Here is a 19,075-nt window from a genome sequence, read left to right as displayed (position 1 = left end):
CGCCGAGCGTGGCGCCCGCGTCACCGGATGCGCGAGGATGTGCCACGGGAGGTGCGATGTCGGCTGAACTGGCGGTGGTGTTCGGGGTCCTGGTCGTGATGATCGTCGGGGCGCTCACCGTTCTCGTGCGTACCCGACGCCGCGTCGCGTCACCGACCGAACGGGCCGTCCACACCGCGCTGCACACCGCATCGCTCGCCGCGCACTCGCTGCGCACCGGACTGTCCGCGGAGTCCGCGCGCGAGGCGCTCCCACACCTGCACACGCTCACCGCCGCCGAGGCCGTCGCCCTCTACGACGGCGAACCCGCCCGGCTCGCCACCGAATCCGCCGGTGACGACCTGTGGGACACCGACTTGCTGGGGCACGCCGACCGTGCCGCGGCATCGGCGCTGGCCGATCTGCGTCGCGTGCTGCTCACCGATCCCGGTGGAACCGAGTCACCGGTCCGCGCCCTCGTCGCGCAACCACTCGTCACCGACGACGCCGGCGTCGGGGTGCTCGTGGTCGCGACGACGCGACGGCCCGGGCCCGGCATGCTCGGCGCCATCGCCGAGGTCGCCCGCTACGCATCGAGTCAGATCGAGCTCGCCGACCTCGACGCCTCCCGTGCCCGGCTCAACCGCGCCGAGGTGTTGGCATTGCGTGCCCAGATCAGTCCGCACTTCATCTACAACGCGCTCAACACCATCGCATCGTTCGTCCGCACCGACCCCGATCGCGCCCGCGAACTCGTCCTCGACTTCGCCGACTTCACCCGGTACTCGTTCCGGGCCGCAGGCGAATACACCGTCCTCGCCGACGAACTGCGCAACATCGACCGGTACCTCACCCTCGAACGAGCACGCTTCGGCAACTCACTGGACGTCCGCCTCCACGTCGCACCCGAGGTGCTGAACGTGGTCGTCCCCTTCCTCGCACTGCAGCCGCTCGTCGAGAACGCCGTCCGCCACGGGCTCGCCTCCAAGGGCGGCGGGACGATCACCATCACCGCAGCCGACGAGGGGTCGGACTGCGTGATCACCGTCGAGGACGACGGCGTCGGCATGGACCCCGAACTGCTCAGAAGCGGTGCGATCGACGCCCTCGACCACAGCGAGGGCGCCCACGTCGGCCTCACCAATGTCGACCACCGCCTACGCGCCGCGTTCGGCAACGACTACGGGCTCGTCGTCGAGACCGCCGTCGGGGCGGGAACCAAGGTCGGCATGCGGGTCCCGAAGTTCCGCGCCGGCATCCGGGCGTGACGGCCCCGTTTCCACCGGTGGCCGATGGCGTGGGCGGTAAACTGCGGGCTGTCGTCGAAGCGGGAGGTGGCCGATGACCGGATTGGTGGTCCTCGCGGTCGACGACGAACCGCCCGCACTCGACGAACTGCGCTACCTGCTCGACCGGCAGGACGACGTCGGCGAGGTGTTGTCGGCGTCGGACGCGACCGGCGCGCTCCGCGAGTTGAACGACCCCCGCATCGACGCGATCTTCCTCGACATCAACATGCCGGGACTGTCGGGACTCGAACTGGCCGGGGTGCTCGCCAAGTACGCGTCGCCACCGGCCATCGTGTTCGTCACCGCCCACGACGACAAAGCCGTCGACGCCTTCGAGGTGGGCGCCGTCGACTACCTGCTGAAACCCCTTCGCGAACAACGCCTCACCCAAGCAGTCGAACGGGCGCGCGCGAGCCTGGACAAACGGGGGCGAACGGCAGAACCACCTGCACCCGCACCCCGCGCCGAGCGAAGCAACACCTCCGAGGACGTCATCCCGGTGGAGATGAGCGGGGTCACCTCGCTCGTGCGCCGCGACTCGATCTCCTGGGTCGAAGCGGTCGGCGACTACGCCCGCCTGCACTCCGAAACCGGTGCACACCTCGTCCGGATTCCGCTATCCACCCTCGAATCGCGCTGGCAAGAGCGCGGATTCGCCCGCGTACACCGGTCGTACCTCGTTGCGCTGCCGATGGTCACCGGACTCCGCACCGCGAGCGGCGGCACCGTGGTGTGCGTACGCGCCAACGGTGCGTCCGAGGCCGTCGAACTACCCGTGAGCCGCAGGCAGGTCCGCGAACTCAAGGATCGGCTGATCCGGGACCCGCTGCGCCACTACCGTTCTCCCGCCGGCCGAAACGATGCCTGATCACCCACCACAGCGCGAGCGGGTGGTACTGGCCACCCGACGCGGAGCGCGGATGGTGCGCACCAGGGTGGAGGTGCAGGAACAGACCGAGGTCGGCGACGCACTGGTCCGCGGCCTGATGCGTGCCCAGCTCGGACTCGGCCTCCGCCTCGGCGGTGCGCTGCTCGTGGTGGCCGCCGCGATCCCGGTGGTGTTCTGGCTGATGCCGAGCGTCGCCGACGCCGACGCCTTCGGCATCCGGTTGCCCTGGCTGGTCCTGGGACTGCTCACCTTCCCGGTCCTCTACCTGACCGGCCGGCTCTACGTTCACCTCGCCGACCAGGCCGAACGCGACTTCATGGGCCTCGTCGACGACGACATCACCGACTCCGTCGGGAGCGACATCACCGACTCCGTCGCGAGCGACACCACCGACTCCGTCGGGAGCGACATCACCGAGGATCCACGCTCATGACCGGCGGCATCGATGTCGTCACCGCGGTCGGGTTGTTCGTCGCGGCGGTCGCGACCGTCGCCGTCGGCGCATGGGGCGGACGCTTCTCCCGGACCACATCGGACTTCCTGGTGGCGTCGCGGACCGTCGGGGCGCGCTGGAACGCCGCCGCGGTGTCCGGCGAATACCTGTCCGCGGCATCGTTTCTCGGCGTGGCCGGACTCGTCGCCAAATATGGTGCCGATGCGCTCTGGTATCCGGTCGGTTTCACCGCGGGCTACCTCGGCCTGCTGCTGTTCGTGGCCGCACCACTGCGACGCTCCGGGGCCTACACCGTGCCCGACTTCGCCGAGTTCCGCCTCGCCTCCCCCACGGCGCGCAAGACCGCGATGGTCGTCGTGGTCGTCGTCTGCGTCCTCTACCTCATCCCGCAGTTCCAGGGCGCGGGGCTGACCCTCAACATCCTTCTCGGCGCGCCCGTGTGGGCCGGCGTGGTGGGCGTCGGACTGATCGTGATCGTCAACGTCGTCGGTGGCGGCATGCGGTCGATCACCTTCGTGCAGGCCTTCCAGTACTGGCTCAAACTGACCGCGATCGCGGTCCCCGCCCTCGTGCTCATCGGCGTCTTCGCCAACGACCCGGCCCCGGTCGGTGCCCCCGCGCCACCCCGCATCACGGTCGCCACCACCGTCGACGTCACCACCGACGTGTCGGTCACCGTCGCCGAACCGACCGGCGTCCGGGTCACGGGCAGCCTCGACGGGGTCGTCGTCGACAACGCACCGATCACGACACCCGGCCAACACGTGATCGCCGCCGGGTCGACGATCATCCTCGACGCCGGCGCCGCGACACCCGTCGTGGCGGGCGCCCCGGTGCACGGTTCGGAATGGATCGCACCGGGCGGCGGATTCGGCGGCAATCACCCTCTGTACCAGGTGCTCTCGCTGATCATCGCGACATTCCTCGGCGTGATGGGACTCCCACACGTACTGGTGCGGTTCTACACCAACCCCGACGGACGGTCGGCGCGACGGACCGCGCTCGCGGTCATCGCCCTGCTCTCGCTGTTCTACCTGTTCCCCATCCTGCTCGGCGTGTTCGCTCGCCTGTACGTGCCCGAACTGCTCATCACCGGGACGGCCGACGCCGCGGTGTTGTTGCTGCCGAGCGCCGCGATCAGCGGGGTCGGCGGACAGGTACTGGCGGCCCTCGTCGCCGCCGGGGCGATCGCGGCGTTCCTCGCGACATCGTCGGGGTTGCTGGTGTCGGTCGCGGGAGCACTCGCGACCGACGTGCTCCGGGGGCGGGTGCGGGACTTCCGCGTCGCGGCGATCATCGGTGGCCTCATCCCGATCGGGCTGTCGCTGGCGGCAGCATCGCTGGAACTCTCCCGGACCGTCGGACTGGTGTTCGCCGTCGCGGCGTCGACGCTGTGCCCGCTGCTGGTCCTCGGCATCTGGTGGCGCGGACTCAGCGCCGCCGGGGCGATCGCAGGGCTGGTCGTCGGCGGCGTGTCGTCGGGATCGGCGACGATGCTCGCCATCGCCGGGGTCGTCGACGACGACGCGCTCGGCGGCTGGCCCGCCGTGGCGATCGGTTACCCCGCAGCAGTGACGGTCCCGCTCGCCTTCGGCACGATGGTGCTGGTCAGCAAGGCGACGCGACGCAGCCTGCCACCCGACCGCGCGCGGATCTTCGCCCGGATGCACGTCCCCGAACGTGTCGGGATGGGACTCGACCGCACACCCGGACGGGTCGGCGACGACCGATCGGACAGTTGACCGCTCACCGTTCGTCGTGGCACACCGACCGCCTGTCGCACAGTCCGCGGGCTTCGGCGTGTGACCCAGGACACCCGATTGCGGTGTGATCTGCACCTCAATCAGGCTGATCGTCGAAGAGCCATCACACCCTGTGGCCACTCACCCTGGGAGGAAACGTGTCGACCATCGACCAACCACCACCGGCGCCACACGCGCCGACCGGCGAGGAATTCGTCGAGATGCAGGCCAGCCCGCAGTTCCAGGAACTCCGACGGACACTGCGCAAGTTCGTCTTCCCGCTCACCGCGTTCTTCCTGATCTGGTACACGCTCTACGTCCTGCTCGGCGCATTCGCGCACGACTTCATGGCGATCGAGGTGTGGGGCAACATCAACCTGGGCCTCATCCTCGGACTGCTGCAGTTCGTGACCACCTTCGTCATCACCGGCATGTATGTGCGCTTCGCCAATCGTGAGCTCGATCCGCGCGCCGAGGCGATTCGCAACGAGATGGAAGGCGGGCCCACGCAATGAACACCTTCGACGCCCACACCAGCGGGGTGACCAACCTGGCCGCGACGGTCGGCAGCCCGGCCGCCAACATCGCCATCTTCGCCGGCTTCGTCGCGGTCACCATGTTCGTGGTGATCCGTGCGAGCAAGAACAACAAGACCGCCGCCGACTTCTTCACCGGCGGACGCGGGTTCTCCGGACCGCAGAACGGCATCGCCATCGCAGGCGACTACCTCTCCGCGGCGAGCTTCCTCGGCATCGCCGGCGCCATCGCGGTCTACGGTTACGACGGCTTCCTCTACTCCATCGGCTTCCTCGTCGCCTGGCTGGTCGCGCTCCTGCTCGTGGCCGAACTGTTGCGTAACACAGGCAAGTTCACGATGGCCGACGTGCTGAGCTTCCGGCTCAAGCAGCGTCCGGTACGTCTGGCGGCCGCCATCTCCACCCTCGCGGTGTCGCTGTTCTACCTGCTCGCCCAGATGGCCGGCGCCGGTGGCCTGGTCGCACTTCTGCTCGACATCGAGGGACGGGTCGGTCAATCGATCGTCATCGCCGTCGTCGGCGCCCTCATGATCGCCTACGTCCTCATCGGCGGCATGAAGGGGACCACCTGGGTGCAGATCATCAAGGCTGTCCTGCTCATCGCCGGCGCCGGCATCATGACCTTCATCGTGCTCGCCAAGTTCGGCATGAACCTGTCGTCGATCCTCGGCGCCGCCCAGGACGCGGTCAGCGACTCCACGAGCGAGAAGGTCGCCGCGCGTGACGTTCTCGCTCCCGGCGCACAGTACGGCGGTTCCATCACCAGCCAGATCAACTTCATCTCGCTGGCGATCGCCCTCGTCCTCGGCACCGCGGGTCTGCCGCACGTGCTGATGCGCTTCTACACGGTCCCGACCGCGAAAGAAGCTCGCAAGTCGGTGGTCTGGGCGATCGCGCTGATCGGCGCCTTCTACCTGTTCACCCTCGTGCTCGGATACGGCGCGGCGGCACTGGTCGGTCCGGACAAGATCCTCGACGCCGCGGGCGGACAGAATTCCGCGGCACCGCTGCTGGCCTTCGAACTCGGTGGCGTCGTCCTGCTCGGCATCATCTCGGCGGTCGCGTTCGCGACGATCCTCGCCGTGGTCGCCGGCCTGGCCATCACCGCATCGGCGTCGTTCGCCCACGACATCTATGCATCGGTCATCAAGCGCGGCAGGGCAAGTGAGGCCGACCAGGTTCGCGTCTCGCGGTACACCGTGGTCGTGCTCGGCATCCTCGGCATCGTCCTCGGCATCCTCGCCAACGGCCAGAACATCGCCTTCCTGGTGGCACTGGCCTTCGCGATCGCCGCGGCCGCCAACCTTCCGACGATCGTGTACTCCCTGTACTGGAAGCGGTTCAACACCCGGGGCGCGCTCTGGAGCATGTACGGCGGTCTGATCTCCACGATCGTGCTGATCATCTTCTCCCCCGCCGTGTCCGGATCGTCGACCGCGATGATCAAGGGCGCCGACTTCGCCTGGTTCCCGCTGGCCAACCCCGGCATCGTCTCGATCCCGCTGGCCTTCGTCCTCGGTATCGTCGGCACCCTGACCAGCCCGTCCGACAACGGCACCCCGGAACGCAACGCGGAGATGGAGGTTCGCTCGCTCACCGGCATCGGCGCGGAGAAGGCCGTGCAGCACTAGGCCGTCGACAAACCCACCACGAATGGACAGGCGCACCACCGATTCGGTGGTGCGCCTGTCCATTGCTGGTGGGCCTGTGGACGTGGGCAGCGGGTCGTAGGCCGTTGTCTCTAGGCTGTCCCGCATGGGGGTCACCGACATCGAGTCGCGCTATGAAGTCACGGACGAGGAACCGTACGAGCAGAGTCAGTGGCTGTGGACCGCGACGGCTGTCGGACTGGCTGTCTCCGCAGTCATCTCGTTGGTCTATGCGATCGTCGAACGCACACCGACCCCTGTCGTCGATGGGCTGGGCGCGACGGGCGCCGTGCTCGAGCGCACCGGCTTCGTCGTCGGGCTTGCGGTTGTCCTGTTGGCATTCGCGCTGGTGGTGGTCGGTGCCCAGCGACGCGGCCAGGGAGCCATCCGACGATTCGCCTCCTCGCTCTCCCCGGCGCTCGTGGCGCTGGGCATCGGTGGCCTGGTGATGCTGCACGTCGATCCGGTCGCTGTCGTCTTCGCCGACGCGCGGATCGAGCAGTCGACCATCGACACCGGTCAGGCTGATCGAGCGGCGCGCGTGGCGTGGTGGTGTGCGTGCCTGTCGGTCTTGAGCCTTTCTGTGGTCGCCGCGCGCTGTCACACACCTCGTGGCATTTGCACCGTGCCCACCGGCGCCGAACGAACCCGCCGACGAAGCCTGCTTGCGGTCGTCCTCGTGGTGATCATCAGTGGCTGGATCCTGTTCGGTGCCACTCTCGATCGATCACCGTTCGACGTCACGACCGCGTCCGGCGTCGAGGTGGCGCCGTTTCCGGATTCGGTCAGCCGATTCGCCTACGAGGTGCAGGGCCGAGTCACCGCGGTCGCCGGCGCCGGATACGTGAGCGAATTCGACGGAGGTGCGACAGGTCGCAGCGGGCTCGAGGCATTCGGAGGCGACGGGAAACCGACCTGGTCCCTGTCCGATGACGAATTGTCGTTCTATTCCACCGACTCGACCGGCACGGGACCCGGGAGCGTGGTGTACGCCGACGTCTCGACGCCGAAGCTCGTCGGACTCCCGATGATCGGCGTGGATGCGATGACCGGCGAATTGCTCTGGGCGAAGTGGGGTCTCACACGCATCCGAAGCCCCGAGGCGGTCGGACGCTCACTAGACGTCATCATGCTTCCACAGCGATTCGACCGACCCGTCGCCGGTGTGTCGCAGTCCGGCACGCGGTGGCTCGCTCTGGCTCCGCGCAGCGGAGAAGTCATGTGGGCGAGGGAGGTTCCGGGCTCGTGCGAGCACGAGGTGTACGTCTCCGATACCGCAGTCGTCCTACCAACCTGCCCTGCTGACGCCGCGAGTTTCGCAACCGTCGTCGATCCCGAGACGGGCCGACAGCTTCGCGAACTCACAGCGGCCGACTACGGAGCGGCGACGGGCAAACTGCTCGGAGCCAGCGGAGGAGTCGCGATCGTCGAGGTCAGGTCCCGAGAACCCGGCTCGTACGCGCGGATTCTCGTCGAACTCGCGACGGGAAGAGCGATCCACCGCTTTGCCGACGGTGAACGGTTATCCCTACTGGATGGCAATTCTGTTCTCGTGCAGAAATATTCGGGACGCTCGAGCTATACGCAGGCCATCTACGACATCGGGCGGCGACAACTCATACCACTGGACCTCGTCACCGAATGGCCGGCCGAGGACACCGTCGAACCGTACGGCTGGATCGCTCTGGACTCGTCGTGGGTGGGCATGGGAGCGGACCCCTCCGATCCTCAGCTCACCGAGCGATCATGGAGGATCAACGCATCCGGTGAGCATTCGGCACTACCTGGAACATGTAGCCGAGCGCAGGGCGACGGTAAGGGCGTATGGCGGCTCCCGGGCGCCGTCGTCGTCAACTGCTCGGAAGGAGCCGTCGCCTTCCGCTGACATCGTGCACGGCAGCTAACGCAACCCGACCACATCGACAGCAATGCGTTTTCCATCCGCAGTGTCACGCGGACACCGCACCAGGACGGCTCCGGGGACGGCCAACACGCCGCCCCCGTCGGCGCCACACGGGGACGGTCGTCGTTCGACGCGACCACCGGCACCGACGACGATCATGTCCCGGTCGTCGTAGATGCTTTCCTCACCGAGGGCAGTCATCCCCACAAGGAACTCACCGACCTTCGCCCATTCGTGCGCGGTGACCCGCCGTTCGGGACTCGCGATCGTGCTCACACCGGGGATCCGCACCGGTGACCCGATCGTCATGTCCATCACCTCGATGAAGTCCGGATGCTGATTGTCGCTGCTCGCGACTTCGGCAATCTGACCCGGGTAGGACCCTGTCTGAACTCGGGGAATCCAACCGTGTGCGACGGGAACCCCCTGCAGCGTGGCCTCATGGCTGTCCAACAGGAGCACGCCGCTCAGACCGCTCGTGTCCACCGCATTCACCTTCAGCAGGACGTGCTCTTCGAAGGCGGCGACGAGGGAGACGATGATGGTGTCGGCAGGAGGCAATTCCGCGAGTGGCGGTACCGGGATGCTCTTCTGGCGGCCGGACCTGGAATCGTAGATGTGCACGGTCGCTTCCCGGGTCGATGTCTCCAGGTCACCGGATTCGCACTGTTCCACGACCACCACCGCAGTCGAGGTCGATGTCATCTGCTCGAGTCCGTGGTCGCACGACGCCGAGCGTTTCCAGAGGACCTCGCCGGTCGCAAGATCCAACGCCCCGAACTCCTCTGCCGGGTCTTCGCCCGCCGACCGGTGAACGACGCCGACAACCGCATCCGGCATCGCGACACTCGACATCGGTTCCCAGGAAGCCCGCTTGATCCAACGGATGCTTCCGGTCATCGCGTCGATCGCGACCAACTGCTGGTCGTCCCGACCCGCCGAGCAGGTCATCACGACCGTGCTGTCCGGCGAGATCCCCGTCGACCAGAGCGCGGTCGGCATGCAACCGCCGGGTATCGCGGTTCCCGCGACGCTCCATCGCGGTGTTCCGGTCGCGCCGTCGTAACCGGTGACCGCCTCGTGATTCCGCACGACGAATCCAGGACCGGCCGGCAACACCTCGCGGCCCTGTTCGACGGAAACCCGGTAGCCCACCTCGTTGCCGACAACGGTCGGCACGGGCGGGATACCGATTGGCGCAGCAACGGGATACGGGATTGGAGTGGCCGCCGAGACTATTGCGGTCCCGGCAGCGAGTACGACTGTCAGCGCAAGGGTTCCACTCGAGAGTGACGTAGCGAACCGAAGTGTCGGCGGGGACGACGGTGCTGCGGTGGCGAGCAGAACAACGACCGACACGGCCGTCCCGATCGTCGCCGCCTGCGCCAGAGATACGACGCCGGCGGCGTCCGTGCCATCCAGGGCCGCGGACGCGGCGCCGGCAGCCGCATCACTGAACGCGACGAACACGCCGACGACCACCGCGGCCAGGAGCCAACCAATCCAGACCACGAGGTCGACCCCGCGTCGTAACAGCTCGGCCGAGACCAGAATGAGAACGGCGACCACGATCACTGCGGACAAGACCGCACCGGTGAACACCGTGGCAGGCGCGGCATCCAGGTCGAGTATGCCGTGCGCTTCGCGGTTCAGGAACGCATACGCGGCAAGCCCCACCGCGCCGATCGACATACCGAGCGCGACTCCCGCGACGGCGGCGCGCCACCGGGTTCCTGTGCCGACCACCGTTGTCTCGAGATGCTCTTCGTCGTAGCCCATCAAACCCCCGAAAGACCGCTACCCCGTAACTGTTCCAGCCGGAAGCGTAGACCACGACGAACCGCCGTCGTTGACACCATCCCCAGACCCGTCCGAACTCCCGCGGTCCTGCTCCCGTCCCGCTAATCAGATCCGATCAGCGGAACGGAAACGGAACCGCGGGAACACAATCAACCCCGGAGTCAGGCGTCCTGGATACGCGCGAACGGCTTGGCGGCCTCGAGTTCGTAGGCCAACTCGAGCAGGGTGCGCTCCTGACCGAGGTCGGCGGCGAAGTGGACGCCGATCGGCATTCCCGACTCCGCACGTCCCAGCGGGAGGCTGATCGCCGGGGTGCCCGCGGTGTTGTTGGCCGGGGTGAACGCGATGAACCGGGTCAGCCGATCCATCGCCTCGTCGAATTCGATTGCGGGATCGAGGTATCCGATCTCCGGAGTGGCGTGGACGACGGTCGGGGTGAGGATCACGTCGAACTTGTCGTGCAGTCCGCGGAACGCGTCTGTCGACCTACGCAGGCCGCGAACCGCTCCCGGCAACCGGTAGAAGTGGCGCAACGCGTTTCGCGACAACCCGCGGGTGAACGAGTCGACCTTCGAACGGTCGAACCCCTTGTCGACGACTCGCTTCCCGAACCGGTCGAGCGCGAACGCCAACAACGACCAGTAGTCGATGAAGTCCTGCACATAGTCACGATCCACCGGCAGCGGCACCATCTCGGTGCGATGCCCCAGCGACTCGACCAGTTCCGCCGCCTCGGTGACGCATCGCTGGGTGTCCCGGTCGAGAAGGGTTCCCGTCAGCGGCTCGGTGATCAGCGCGACCCGCAACCGCTCCGTTCCCGGCCCCTCGACCATCCCGAGGGGTGGCAGTCCGGGCGCCGGCCGGAATCCCTGTGTGTCGGCGAGGAATCGGGCGGTGTCACGCACCGACCGGCTGACGATCCCGTTCGACACGAGATCGATGGGTGCGTCCTTGGTCTCCTTGGACGGTTCCACGCGCCCGCGGGTGGGCTTGAGGCCGACCAGACCACAGATGGCGGCGGGAATCCTGATCGAACCTCCACCGTCGTTGGCGTGGGCGATCGGTAGCGCACCGGCTGCAACCAGAGCGGCCGAACCGCCCGAGGAGCCACCCGACGAGTAGTCGGTGTCCCACGGATTGCGGGTGGGCTCCCGGTCGACGAACTCGGTCGTCGAGGTGAGCCCGAACGCCGGCATCGACGACGCTCCGATCACGTTGACCCCGCTGGAAAGGAACTGATTGGTGAACGCCTCGTTGGCCTCGGCGGGCCGCTGCGGCACCGCCGCCGAACCGTGGCAGGTCGGCAGGCCGGCGAAGTCGGTGTTGTTCTTGATGATCGACGGGACGCCGATGAACGAACCCAGCGGGAAGTCGTTGTCCACGGCGCGTTTTCGCGCACGCTCGCGGTCGTCGAAGGCGATCGCGTTGAGCTGCGGGTTGACGGCGTCGATGCGGGCGATGGCCGCTTCGACCGCCTCGGCGGCGGAGATCTCTCCTGAGGCGATGGCGTCGGCGATGCCCACCGCATCGTGGTCGCCGAGCGCGTCGTCGGTGAACGCGTGCACGTTTTTCATGCCCGGACCCTATCGTCTCGGGTCGCCTCCCGACATCGACAGGACGTCGGCGATCAGGGCGGAGACGTGATCATCGTCGATCGGGAGTCCGAAGACCGCGTGGTGGTACAGCGGCGCGATCACGTGGTCGAGGACCTGACGCACCGACGGCGTCGACTCTTCGCGGCCGCGCGCCCGCGCGATCATCTGCTCGGCCTGCTCACGACGGATCTCCCAGCACGGGCAGACGTCGACGAGCTCGTCGCGTGCGGCCACCATCGCCCGCAGGTAGGCGCGGCGCTTGGGCCGGCCGATGTCGGCCGCGATGATCTGGGCCCATTCGGACAGATCGTCGACGAGCGTCCCGGTGTCGGGGAGGGGTTCCCCTTGCGTCAACGCCGCGACCGCGACCTCACCGAGCAGCGTGTCGATCGTCCCCCAGCGCCGGTAGATGCTGGTGGGGTTGACGCCGGCGAGTTCGGCGACCTCCGGGATCGTCATCGTCTCGCGACTCCCCGCGCCGACGAGCTGTCCCACTGCCGTGTAGACCGCCGATTGCACACGCGCGCTACGACCGCCGGGGCGCCGGGCCGGCGCGGCGGGGCCACCAGATGTCAGCTTGTCGGGGGTGCGGGCCGTCGTCATGACAGCCATTATTGCAAAGCTGATTGCTTTTGGGAGACGGTCCGGGCTACTTTCTGAATGCAACTCTGTTTGCTTTAAGGAGACCTCGTGGCGCCACTGCATCCTCATCGCGCGTTCTGGCTGATCGCGGCGACCTACATGATGGTCCTGTTCGCCTCCGCGGCACCCTCGCCGCTGTACCCCGTCTACCAGGAACTCTGGGGATTCTCCGCGCTCACGCTGACGCTCGTGTTCGCGGTGTACGTGGTGACCATGCTGGTGAGCCTCCTCACCGTCGGGTCCCTCTCCGATCATGTCGGGCGGCGGCCCGTCCTCGCCGTTGCGCTCGTCCTGCTCATCGCGAGCATGGTGCTGTTCGTCGTCGCCCAGGATGTCGGCACCCTGCTCGCCGCGCGCGCCCTGCAAGGCCTGGCCACCGGGGCGGCGATGGGCACCCTGACCGCGACGACGGTCGATCTGCAGCCCTCGGCCCGTACCGGATCGACGATCGTCGGCGCTGCCCCGGCGATCGGCTTGGCGAGCGGCGTCGCCGTGGCCGGTGTGCTCGTGGAGTACGCACCCGCACCCCGCGTCCTGATCTACGAGATCATTCTCGGCCTGTTCGCCGCACTGCTGATCGCCCTGCTCGTCGTCCCGGAGACCCGCGAGCGGGTCGGTTTCGACTCCCGACGACACTTGGCGGGCACGCTCGCGCCGCAGGTGCGCGTGCCCCGCGAGGTCCGCACGGTGTTCCTCGCTTCCGTCCCCACGCTTGTCGCCACGTGGTCCCTCGGCGGCCTGTATCTCTCCCTCGGTTCGTCGGTGGTCTCCCGCGTCTTCGGCGTGGAGAATCACGGCGCGGCGGGCGTCATCCTGTTCGTCTTCTTCGCCTGCGCGGCGGTCACGTCCCTGTTCGTCACCGATCGCTCGTCGACGGTCAAGGCGGCGTACGGTTTTCCCGCCCTCGCCGCCGGCGTGGTGGTCTCACTGGCCGGGGTCCTGTCGGAATCATTGCCCCTGTACATCGTCGGTTCGATCGTGGCCGGCTCGGGCTGGGCCGCCACCTTCCTCTCCGCGATGGACAACATCACCGCCGCGACCCCACCCGCCCAGCGCGGCCAGGTCTTCTCGTCGGTGTTCGTCGCGAGCTACCTCGCGTTCAGCGTTCCGGCCGTGATCGCCGGAATCGTCGTGTCGCACATCGGCTTGCGCGACACCATCATCGGCTACGTCGGCTACGTGCTCGCGATGGTGATGATCGCGGCGGCATCTGCGGTGACTGTGCGTCGCAAGGCGACGTCAGCAGCCCGTGATGCCGCTCGAGACTCTCCGGCGCGACCGGAACCGGCGCGCAAGGGCTGAGTCACTCCGCAGGGGCCGAGTCACTCCGCGACGGGCGGTCGCCATCCGACCATCCGGGTGGCCAGCTCTGCGTAGAAGTCGCCCATCTCCTCGGGCGAGAGTGAACTCCCGTCGCGATACCACCGCGCGACGTCGATCCCCATGGACAGCACGGCATTGGTGGTCGCGAGCGAGTCCGCGACATCGAACTCCGCATGCGCGATGCCGGCGTCGATGATCGCCCGGATGCGGTGGGTGATCTCCCGCCGCATCGACATCACGGTGTCGAGGTGGTCGGCGGCGAGTGCATTGAGTTCGTAGTTGACCACCCGACCCCACACGTGGTCGCGGGCGTGGTGGGCGGTGAACGCGTGAACGCAGGCCCGAAGGCGTTCGCTCGGCGGTGCCGCGGGATCGTCGGCTTCGTCGATGGTCGCGAGGATCGAGCGGTGCCCGGCGTCGGAGATCTCGAAGAGCAGCTCTTCCTTCGATCGGAAGTGCACGTAGACGGCAGCCGAACTCATCTGCGCCCCGTTGGCGATGTCGCGCGTGGTGGTCGCGTTGAAGCCCTTGGCCGCGAACGCCTCGACGGCGGCACGCAGCAGCCGGGACCGGGCGGCCACGGGCCGCACCTCGGGTGCCGGGTCGGCGGACGGGACCACGTTCATCCCCTGTCGGTCGAAGTCGGAAGCGGAGTCGAGATCGGGCACCAGGCCCGAGCCGACGGCGGCGATTGACAGCATCCGGCCGGCGCGGCATCATGCAACCTACCACTAAGCAAGCGCTTAGTCATTGATGGGATCGGCCGGGTTTTCCCAGCAGGAGCGCCTCGGCAGAGGCCCTCGTCGGGCACCACCGCCCGGACACGGACATCCTCGACAGGAGTAGAGAAGAACTCATGCAGCTGAAATTCAGTCCTGAAGAAGAGGCCTTCCGCGAGGAGTTGCGCGGCATCTTCGCCAAGGTTCCCGAAGACGTCCGCAAGCGGTGCGAGGAGGGCAAGCTCAACTACCCCGAGGACCTCGTCACGACCACCCGCATCCTCAACGAGCACGGCGTGGCGACGCCGAGCTGGCCCGCGGAGTACGGCGGCAAGGACTGGACCCCGATCCAGCACCACATCTACCGCGAGGAGATGAGCCTCGCGTTCGTCCCCGACATGCTCCCCTTCAACGTCGGCATGATCGGTCCGGTCATCGCACAGTTCGGGTCCGACGAGATGAAGGAACGCTTTCTCGCCAAGACCGCCAACCTCGACATCTGGTGGTGCCAGGGCTTCTCCGAGCCCGAGGCCGGCTCCGACCTCGCCTCGCTCAAGACCCGCGCGGTCCGCGACGGCGACCACTACGTGATCAACGGCCAGAAGACCTGGACCACGCTCGGCCAGTTCGCGGACTGGATCTTCTGTCTCGCGCGCACCAACCCGGACGTGAAGAAGCAGGCCGGCATCAGCATGTTCCTGTTCCCGATGGACACCCCGGGCGTCGAGATCCGCCCGATCCAGCTCATCGACGGCAGCTACGAGGTCAACGAGGTCTTCTTCAACGACGTCCGCGTCCCCGTGGAGAACATGGTCGGCGAGGAGAACAGCGGCTGGACGCAGGCCAAGTTCCTGCTCGGCAACGAGCGCAATGGCATCGCCCGGGTCGGCTACACCAAGGCCAAGCTCGCGCGCGCCAAGGAACTCGCCAAGCAGACCCGGACCGCCAAGGGCACGCTGCTCGACGACCCGCTGTTCGCCGCGCGTCTGGCCGAGGTCGAGAACGAACTGCTCGCGCTCGAGCTGACCCAGCTGCGCGTCGCCGCGTCGTCGGCCGACGGCAAGCCGAACCCCGCGTCGTCGCTGCTGAAGCTGACCGGTAGCCAGCTGCAGCAGGCCGCGATGGAGCTGATCGCCGACATCGCCGGCCCCGACTCGCTTCCGGTGGCACAGCTCGACGCGTCGGCGCCGAACGGCAGCGCCGAGGTGAGCGCACCCGAGTGGGCCCAGCTCGCGTCCCCGACCTACCTCAACTACCGCAAGGTCACGATCTACGGCGGCTCGTCGGAAGTGCAGCGCCAGATCATCGACAAGGCCGTCCTGGGCCTCTGAGCCCCGGCCACGACTCTTTTCCGACCTTCACCTAAGGAACACCATGGATTTCGAGCTTTCCGAAGAGCAGGGGATGCTGCGCGACACCGTTCGCGAAGTCCTCACCAAGACCTACGACGTCGAGACGCTGCGCAAGGTCACCGACACCGACCTCGGCTGGAGCGAGAAGGTGTGGAAGTCGCTGGCCGAGATCGGCATCCTCGGCCTCACCTTCCCGGAGAACGAGGGCGGCATGGATGCCGGCCCCGTCGAATTCACCAGTGTCATGACCGAACTCGGCCGCGCACTGGCTCCGGAGCCCTACCTCGACTCGGTCCTCGTCCCCGGCTCGCTCCTCGGCCTCGCCGACGACGCGACCCGCACCGAGCTGCGCACCGCGCTGGCATCCGGCGAACTCCTCATGGCCTTCGCCCACACCGAGCCCGGCGACCGGTGGCCGGAGGCCCGGGTGGAGACCACCGCATCGGCCGACGGCGCCCTGAACGGCACCAAGAGCCTTGTCGGACACGGTGATTGCGCAGCCAAGCTGATCGTGTCGGCGCGCGACGACAAGGGTGTCGGCCTCTACCTCATCGACGCCGACGCCGAGGGCGTCACCCGCACCCCGTACCGGACCCACGATCGCCGGCGCGGCGCGCAGATCGAGTTCACCGACGCCAAGGCCACGCGTCTCGGCGACGGGGACGCCTCGCAGACGATCGCCGACGCGGAGGTCGGCATCCAGACGGCGCTGTGTGCCGAGGCCGTCGGCGCGATGGAGCGCAGCCTCGACCTCACCGTCGACTACCTCAAGTCGCGCAAGCAGTTCGGCGTCACCCTCTCGTCGTTCCAGGCGCTCACCCACCGTGCCGCCGACATGTATGTCCAGCTCGAACTGGCGCGCAGCCTGAGTCTGTACGCGACCTCGGCGCTGGCCGACGGCATCGCCGACCCGATCATCGCGTCGCGGGCAAAGCTGCAGATCTGCCGGTCCGCGCGTCTGGTCGGCCAGGAAGCGATCCAGATGCACGGCGGCATCGGCATGACCGCCGAGTACCCGATCGCGCACTATGTGAGCCGCCTGACCGCGATCAGCCACACGCTCGGCGACGCGTCGGATCATGTGACGCGCCTGGCGGAGAACGTCGACACCTACGACATGCTCAGCGTCGGCTGACACCCCGATCTCCTCCGGACATCCGCCGGGGGGGTGCTGTGGGGCTCCGCCCCGGCTACTGTCCTTCAGCGAAGGTCCTGCCGCTCCTGTGAGCGTGCGGACCTTCGCTGAAGTCGTTGTCGGGCGGCAGCCCGCGGGATGACATTGTCGGGGTCGTGAAGCGAGAGGAACCGGATGGAACTGTTGCGGGACAACCTTGCCGCGGGGGCGTCGTTCAGCCTCGTCGGGATCGCCTTGCTCGTCGTCGGATTCGCGGCGCTCGACCTGGTGACACCAGGCCGGTTGCGGCAGCTGGTGTGGATCGAACACAACCGCAACGCGGTGCTGCTCACCACCTCGATGGTCCTCGGCGTCGCGATCGTGCTGGTCTGTTCGGTCATCGACACCGAGCTCCTGGAGCTGTGGCGCGCACTCCTCTACACAGCGGCCTACACGGTGCTCACGATCGCGGTGATGATGTGGTCGTTCGTGCTGATCGACTGGCTCACGCCGGGCAAGCTCGGCACGCTGCTGTTCGACGGGCCGCCGCGCGACGACGCCGATCCGGCCGGCCGTGGGGCTGCCGACGAACACCCCGCGGGGTGGATCACGGCCGCGGTCTTCGTGACCGTGGGCGCCATCATCGGAATGACCCTGCTGGTCTGAATTCGGCGTGACGCCGCTGGTCCACGCCCTTTCCGGGTTGACGCGAGTGGCCGAACCTGCTTATTGACCCTCGGCCAACAAGCCCATAGGGTTGGCGACCATGACCGCAGCACTCATCGAGGAATCCATCGACATCGACGCCACGCCCGAGCAGGTGTGGTCGGTGATCTCCGATCTCAAGCGCATGGGCGAGTGGAGCCCCCAGTGCAAGAAGATGATCATCCGCGGCGGCACCGTCGGGTTGGGGACCAAGACCATCAACATCAACCGCCGGGGCCCGCTGGTGTGGCCGACCACCTCCAAGGTCGTGCGCTTCACCCCCAACCAGGAACTCGGTTTCCGGGTCGCGGAAAACCACACCGTGTGGAGCTACACCATCACCCCGAAGGACGCCGGCGTCACGGTCACCGAGCGCCGTGAGGTCAACGGGTCGACCACCAAGGTCTCCTCGGTGCTCGTGGACAAGCTGTTCGGCGGTGCCGACTCGTTCGAGGCGGAGCTGAAGCTCGGCATGGCCGAGACTCTCGGCAAGATCAAGCGCGCCGCCGAGTCCAACTGACCCTTCCACGACGCTCGTCGCTTGCGCTCCTCGCTCCTCAGGGGGCGGGGGGTCAGGCTCCGGCGAGCTTGTCGATGAGCTCGGGGAGGTCGGCCACCGAGTCGATGACGTGGTCGGGGTAGGGCCCGAACTCGTCACGCTGCAGGGCTCGCAGCGCCTCCTCACGGAACTTGCCGGTGCGCACCAGCACCCCGACCAGCGCGGCCGCCTGCGCGCCGAGGACATCGTTGTGCATGTCGTCGCCGACCATCACGACCTGGGTGGGCTCGAGTCCGAGAATGTCGGTGGCGGCGCGGAAACCGACCGGTGACGGCTTGCCGACGGCCTTGATCTTTGTGCCCGAAGCCTTTTCGAGCCCCTCGAGGTACACGCCGGTGTCGATGCACAGGCCGCGCTCGGTCGACCACGTCATCGACCGGTGCATCGCGATCACCGGCACCCCGTCGAGGAGCATCTGCAGCACCGTCGACAGCGTCGAATGCGTGAACACCTCGCCCGCACCGCCGAGCACGACGACGTCGGCCGTCGACGGGTCGTCGGTGAGTTCGACGCCGGTCATGTCCTCGGCGATGGGGCCTTCGTTGAGCACCCAGACCCGTTTGCCCGGGTAGGTCGAGGCGACGAACTCCGCGGTCAGCTTGGCCGCGGACAGGATCTCGTCCGGATCGACCTCGAAGCCGCACTCCTCGAGGGCCTTCGCGATGTCGCCGCGCGACCGGGACGTCGTGTTGGTCAAGAACATCCGCGGGATGCCGCGATCGGCGAGCTCCGTGATCGCCTCCACCGCACCGGGCAGCGCCTTCCACGAGGTGACCATCACCCCGTCGATGTCGAACAGCAGACCCAGTGCCATGCGCACGAATG

The 19,075-nt window shown here is 67.6% G+C and carries 17 protein-coding genes; 12 read left to right on the top strand and 5 right to left on the bottom strand.

All coding sequences use genetic code 11. The features are described from left to right. The first annotated feature begins 56 nt into the window (after positions 1 to 56). The 7 genes from MAY35_RS13530 to MAY35_RS13500 all read left to right on the top strand — a co-directional run bounded on the left by MAY35_RS13530 (position 57) and on the right by MAY35_RS13500 (position 8,423). The gene (locus MAY35_RS13530; RefSeq protein WP_238421805.1) at positions 57 to 1,247 is read left to right on the top strand and encodes a sensor histidine kinase; all 1,191 of its coding nucleotides are present in this window, start codon (positions 57 to 59) and stop codon (positions 1,245 to 1,247) included. A 73-nt stretch (positions 1,248 to 1,320) separates the two neighbouring features. Continuing rightward, positions 1,321 to 2,136, top strand: a complete 816-nt coding sequence (locus tag MAY35_RS13525; RefSeq protein WP_238421804.1) for a LytTR family DNA-binding domain-containing protein — start codon at positions 1,321 to 1,323, stop codon at positions 2,134 to 2,136. Continuing rightward, positions 2,129 to 2,590: a hypothetical protein gene (locus tag MAY35_RS13520; RefSeq protein ID WP_238421803.1), complete on the top strand. Its 462-nt coding sequence runs from the start codon at positions 2,129 to 2,131 to the stop codon at positions 2,588 to 2,590. The genes MAY35_RS13525 and MAY35_RS13520 overlap by 8 nt, the downstream gene beginning before the upstream one ends. After that, complete coding sequence (locus tag MAY35_RS13515) at positions 2,587 to 4,353, top strand: cation acetate symporter (RefSeq protein WP_238421802.1); 1,767 nt, start codon at positions 2,587 to 2,589, stop codon at positions 4,351 to 4,353. Before MAY35_RS13520 ends, MAY35_RS13515 begins: the two co-directional genes overlap by 4 nt. Positions 4,354 to 4,511: 158 nt before the next feature. Then, positions 4,512 to 4,868, top strand: a complete 357-nt coding sequence (locus tag MAY35_RS13510; protein ID WP_238421801.1) for a DUF485 domain-containing protein — start codon at positions 4,512 to 4,514, stop codon at positions 4,866 to 4,868. Beyond that, positions 4,865 to 6,520 carry a cation acetate symporter gene (locus MAY35_RS13505; RefSeq protein ID WP_238421800.1) on the top strand — a complete coding sequence of 552 codons (1,656 nt, stop codon included), beginning with the start codon at positions 4,865 to 4,867 and terminating at the stop codon, positions 6,518 to 6,520. Before MAY35_RS13510 ends, MAY35_RS13505 begins: the two co-directional genes overlap by 4 nt. A gap of 124 nt (positions 6,521 to 6,644) precedes the next feature. Further along, positions 6,645 to 8,423, top strand: a complete 1,779-nt coding sequence (locus MAY35_RS13500) for a hypothetical protein (RefSeq protein WP_238421799.1) — start codon at positions 6,645 to 6,647, stop codon at positions 8,421 to 8,423. A 15-nt stretch (positions 8,424 to 8,438) separates the two neighbouring features. On the opposite strand, the gene MAY35_RS13495 is transcribed toward MAY35_RS13500, so the two are convergent. From MAY35_RS13495 to MAY35_RS13485, 3 genes are all read right to left on the bottom strand, one after another. Continuing rightward, the gene (locus MAY35_RS13495) at positions 8,439 to 10,220 is read right to left on the bottom strand and encodes a PQQ-binding-like beta-propeller repeat protein (protein ID WP_238421798.1); all 1,782 of its coding nucleotides are present in this window, start codon (positions 10,218 to 10,220) and stop codon (positions 8,439 to 8,441) included. A 182-nt stretch (positions 10,221 to 10,402) separates the two neighbouring features. Continuing rightward, on the bottom strand, positions 10,403 to 11,815 hold the full coding sequence (locus MAY35_RS13490) for an amidase (protein ID WP_238421797.1): 1,413 nt from the start codon (positions 11,813 to 11,815) through the stop codon (positions 10,403 to 10,405). A gap of 9 nt (positions 11,816 to 11,824) precedes the next feature. Continuing rightward, positions 11,825 to 12,439 (bottom strand): TetR/AcrR family transcriptional regulator, encoded by a 615-nt coding sequence (locus MAY35_RS13485; protein ID WP_238421796.1) that lies wholly within the window; start codon positions 12,437 to 12,439, stop codon positions 11,825 to 11,827. 87 nt (positions 12,440 to 12,526) lie between these two features. Here MAY35_RS13485 and MAY35_RS13480 point away from each other — a divergent pair, with 87 nt between their 5' ends. Next, positions 12,527 to 13,780 (top strand): MFS transporter, encoded by a 1,254-nt coding sequence (locus tag MAY35_RS13480; protein ID WP_238421795.1) that lies wholly within the window; start codon positions 12,527 to 12,529, stop codon positions 13,778 to 13,780. Between the two features lie 20 nt (positions 13,781 to 13,800). Here the strand turns inward: MAY35_RS13480 and MAY35_RS13475 are convergent, their stop codons facing one another. Continuing rightward, a complete protein-coding gene (locus MAY35_RS13475; protein WP_238421893.1) occupies positions 13,801 to 14,427 on the bottom strand; it encodes a TetR/AcrR family transcriptional regulator in 627 nt (208 codons plus the stop codon). Between the two features lie 230 nt (positions 14,428 to 14,657). Between MAY35_RS13475 and MAY35_RS13470 the strand changes: the two genes are divergently transcribed. The 4 genes from MAY35_RS13470 to MAY35_RS13455 all read left to right on the top strand — a co-directional run bounded on the left by MAY35_RS13470 (position 14,658) and on the right by MAY35_RS13455 (position 18,211). Beyond that, a complete protein-coding gene (locus MAY35_RS13470; RefSeq protein WP_238421794.1) occupies positions 14,658 to 15,851 on the top strand; it encodes an acyl-CoA dehydrogenase family protein in 1,194 nt (397 codons plus the stop codon). A gap of 43 nt (positions 15,852 to 15,894) precedes the next feature. Then, positions 15,895 to 17,007 (top strand): acyl-CoA dehydrogenase family protein, encoded by a 1,113-nt coding sequence (locus tag MAY35_RS13465; protein WP_238421793.1) that lies wholly within the window; start codon positions 15,895 to 15,897, stop codon positions 17,005 to 17,007. 174 nt (positions 17,008 to 17,181) lie between these two features. Next, complete coding sequence (locus tag MAY35_RS13460) at positions 17,182 to 17,652, top strand: DUF350 domain-containing protein (RefSeq protein ID WP_238421792.1); 471 nt, start codon at positions 17,182 to 17,184, stop codon at positions 17,650 to 17,652. Positions 17,653 to 17,752: 100 nt separating this feature from the next. Continuing rightward, complete coding sequence (locus MAY35_RS13455) at positions 17,753 to 18,211, top strand: SRPBCC family protein (RefSeq protein ID WP_238421791.1); 459 nt, start codon at positions 17,753 to 17,755, stop codon at positions 18,209 to 18,211. Between the two features lie 52 nt (positions 18,212 to 18,263). Here MAY35_RS13455 and MAY35_RS13450 read toward each other — a convergent pair whose 3' ends face one another. Then, entirely contained in the window at positions 18,264 to 19,064 is an 801-nt protein-coding gene (locus MAY35_RS13450; RefSeq protein WP_238421790.1) for an HAD-IIA family hydrolase, read from the bottom strand. Positions 19,065 to 19,075 lie beyond the last annotated feature (11 nt).

The organism is Gordonia sp. 'Campus' (assembly GCF_022206305.1).
In the GTDB taxonomy this organism is placed as follows: domain Bacteria; phylum Actinomycetota; class Actinomycetes; order Mycobacteriales; family Mycobacteriaceae; genus Gordonia.
This window is presented reverse-complemented; position numbering and strand designations above follow the sequence as displayed.

What these genes read in the sequence shown, in the direction of transcription:
- MAY35_RS13530 (WP_238421805.1), top strand. Translation starts at nt 57, where the DNA reads ATGTCGGCTGAACTGGCGGTGGTGTTCGGGGTCCTGGTCGTGATGATC.
- MAY35_RS13525 (WP_238421804.1), top strand. Translation starts at nt 1,321, where the DNA reads ATGACCGGATTGGTGGTCCTCGCGGTCGACGACGAACCGCCCGCACTC.
- MAY35_RS13520 (WP_238421803.1), top strand. Translation starts at nt 2,129, where the DNA reads ATGCCTGATCACCCACCACAGCGCGAGCGGGTGGTACTGGCCACCCGA.
- MAY35_RS13515 (WP_238421802.1), top strand. Translation starts at nt 2,587, where the DNA reads ATGACCGGCGGCATCGATGTCGTCACCGCGGTCGGGTTGTTCGTCGCG.
- MAY35_RS13505 (WP_238421800.1), top strand. Translation starts at nt 4,865, where the DNA reads ATGAACACCTTCGACGCCCACACCAGCGGGGTGACCAACCTGGCCGCG.
- MAY35_RS13500 (WP_238421799.1), top strand. Translation starts at nt 6,645, where the DNA reads ATGGGGGTCACCGACATCGAGTCGCGCTATGAAGTCACGGACGAGGAA.
- MAY35_RS13495 (WP_238421798.1), bottom strand. Translation starts at nt 10,220, where the DNA reads ATGGGCTACGACGAAGAGCATCTCGAGACAACGGTGGTCGGCACAGGA.
- MAY35_RS13490 (WP_238421797.1), bottom strand. Translation starts at nt 11,815, where the DNA reads ATGAAAAACGTGCACGCGTTCACCGACGACGCGCTCGGCGACCACGAT.
- MAY35_RS13485 (WP_238421796.1), bottom strand. Translation starts at nt 12,439, where the DNA reads ATGACGACGGCCCGCACCCCCGACAAGCTGACATCTGGTGGCCCCGCC.
- MAY35_RS13475 (WP_238421893.1), bottom strand. Translation starts at nt 14,427, where the DNA reads ATGAACGTGGTCCCGTCCGCCGACCCGGCACCCGAGGTGCGGCCCGTG.
- MAY35_RS13470 (WP_238421794.1), top strand. Translation starts at nt 14,658, where the DNA reads ATGCAGCTGAAATTCAGTCCTGAAGAAGAGGCCTTCCGCGAGGAGTTG.
- MAY35_RS13465 (WP_238421793.1), top strand. Translation starts at nt 15,895, where the DNA reads ATGGATTTCGAGCTTTCCGAAGAGCAGGGGATGCTGCGCGACACCGTT.
- MAY35_RS13460 (WP_238421792.1), top strand. Translation starts at nt 17,182, where the DNA reads ATGGAACTGTTGCGGGACAACCTTGCCGCGGGGGCGTCGTTCAGCCTC.
- MAY35_RS13455 (WP_238421791.1), top strand. Translation starts at nt 17,753, where the DNA reads ATGACCGCAGCACTCATCGAGGAATCCATCGACATCGACGCCACGCCC.
- MAY35_RS13450 (WP_238421790.1), bottom strand. Translation starts at nt 19,064, where the DNA reads ATGGCACTGGGTCTGCTGTTCGACATCGACGGGGTGATGGTCACCTCG.